Annotated in this window: 3 protein-coding genes; 1 reads left to right on the top strand and 2 read right to left on the bottom strand. The window is 50.3% G+C overall.

The genetic code is table 11. The features are described from left to right. Positions 1–812: NAD(P)/FAD-dependent oxidoreductase (locus tag AC3DOM_RS17725; RefSeq protein ID WP_487920367.1), on the top strand; the 812-nt coding region annotated here is incomplete at its 5' end. Positions 813–831: 19 nt separating this feature from the next. Here AC3DOM_RS17725 and recO read toward each other — a convergent pair. Beyond that, positions 832–1,593, bottom strand: coding sequence for a DNA repair protein RecO (gene recO / locus AC3DOM_RS17720; RefSeq protein ID WP_487920366.1), 762 nt, complete (start codon positions 1,591–1,593; stop codon positions 832–834). Between the two features lie 56 nt (positions 1,594–1,649). Then, positions 1,650–2,057, bottom strand: coding sequence for a cytidine deaminase (cdd, locus tag AC3DOM_RS17715; RefSeq protein WP_487920365.1), 408 nt, complete (start codon positions 2,055–2,057; stop codon positions 1,650–1,652). Positions 2,058–2,103: the final 46 nt, after the last annotated feature.

Below are 2,103 nucleotides of genomic sequence, written 5' to 3'. Positions count from 1 at the left end.
TAGCCGTTAAAAGTGTAGAGACTCTTGCAGATTATGCCATCGTAAAAACATCTCAGGAGGAATTTCGCGCAAAGGTTGTTGTAGGGGCGGATGGATCAAATAGCGTTGTTCGCCGCGCAGTGGAGAAAAAACCATCTTCGCATGTCGGGAGGGCTTTGGAGGTGGTTACACCGGCAACCCCCACCGCTGCTTCGAGTCACATCCTCCATTTCCAAAAAAATGTGGGAGGACGGGAGGGGGTTGCCTCTTTTGACTTCCTCGCTGTGCCCAAAGGCATCTCTGGATACGTCTGGGACTTCCCAACCCAGATCAAGGGTGAGGCAATGCGCTGCTGGGGAATCTACGACAGTAATATTCACCAGCGGCCAAACCGTGATCCCCTCCGTGAGGTTCTTTCTGATGAAATGGCTGCGAATGGATATGATTTGGATGATTTCGAGCTAAAGGGGCATCCAATTCGATGGTACGAGCCAGCCAATGCACCTGCCACAGATCGGATCATATTGGTCGGTGATGCGCTTGGCGTGGATGCCTTACTTGGCGAGGGGATCAGCCCTGCTTTAGGGTATGGGCGCATAGCGGCCCAGGCTATTCAGCATGCATTTGAAAATAATGATTTTAGTTTTCGAGATTATAAAGCGCGTTTAGCACGCAGTAAATTGGGACGTGCGCTTTCGCGACGGACCTTTTTTGCCAAAGTCTTATATCTTTTTAATAAGGCTCGTCTTCAAGGCGTTATTTGGCATAGGATGGGTTGGTTGGCTGGGTTGATCGGTGTGTTTTTTGTAGTGGGATGGGAGAAGAAGAAATAGAGATTTTGCCTGCTTCAAATTATTTTCTTCCCACTTCCCGCATAAATCGGGGGGAATTCAAACCGCGCTCGAGCAGATAGGTCAGATAAAACTGCATCAGATTTTCCACCTCTGCCCGTATTTTGGGATTCGGATCAGCGTGGCGCGCCTCTGCGTAGGAACTGCGCTGAAAGTGGCGTAAATATTTCAGCACTTCGACTTTGATCGGTCGTACACTGAATTGGTCGGATTTACAATTCGGGCAAAGGACTCCACCCTGGGCTGCGGAGAAAGATTGATCTTCAGCCTTGATCTCCTCCCCGCAATTGGCACATTCAAAAAGTTGTGGTCGGAAACCCAAATAATTGAGCAGGTGCATTTCATAATAGCGAACGACCACCCAGAAATCATCGCCGCGGGCGAGACGGGAGAGGCTATCGCTCAATAAACGAAATAGGGCAGCATTAGATTCTTCTTCGTCGTAAGAAAAACGATCAAGCAACTCTACCAGATAGGATGCATTACCAGTCAGTTTTAAGTCATCACCCAGTGAGAGGTAAGCTTCCAAGGTTTCTACTTGTGTAATGATAAATGGCCCCCGTGCCCGTGCTAACTGGACGGTAATTTGCGTAAAAGGCTGGAGATGCCCACCTTTCCGCGAGCGGGGCTTTCGTGCTCCTTTGGCAACCGCACGAATTTTGCCTCGCTGACGTGTATATAAGGTAACAAGGCGGTCTGCCTCGCCCCAGTCACGGTGATTGAGGACAATGGCTTCTGCACGAAATGAGCGTGGAGTATTCATCAGGGTTTTATGCGTGGGGGCGAGGTCCTGTCGCCCTGGACGGGGAAACCCCGCCCTTACTCCAAATGTTGCGGTCCAAATGCCCTCGGCAACAAGTCGTGGAGGGTGGTTTCTTCGATCAAGTTCCCATCCTTGTCGGCGATCAAAACGATCATATCCAACCCAAACTCCGAGAGTACCTGCCGGCATGCTCCGCAGGGGGAGCCACCGTTGTCGGTGACGACTGAAATGACATCAAATTCACGTTCGCCTTCTGAGACAGCCTTAAAAAGGGCAACCCGCTCGGCACACATGGAAACGGGGTAGGCTGCGTTTTCGATATTGACACCAGTATAGACAGCTCCGCTTTTTGCGCGGAGAGCCGCGCCCACGGGATAGTTTGAATAGGGTGCGTAAACATTTTTCCGTACCGTATTTGCCAGATCGATCAATTTCTGGTTGGATTTATTCGTTGTTTGGGTCATCGTTTATTGTCTCCTTTGGAAGGTTTGCCTCATGTACAACGCGGAC

The sequence above is a fragment of the Candidatus Desulfolinea nitratireducens genome (assembly GCF_982879505.1).
The sequence above is the reverse complement of the archived record's forward strand: the minus strand, read 5'-3'. Positions and strand labels throughout refer to the sequence as shown.

What these genes read in the sequence shown, in the direction of transcription:
- recO (WP_487920366.1), bottom strand. Translation starts at nt 1,593, where the DNA reads ATGAATACTCCACGCTCATTTCGTGCAGAAGCCATTGTCCTCAATCAC.
- cdd (WP_487920365.1), bottom strand. Translation starts at nt 2,057, where the DNA reads ATGACCCAAACAACGAATAAATCCAACCAGAAATTGATCGATCTGGCA.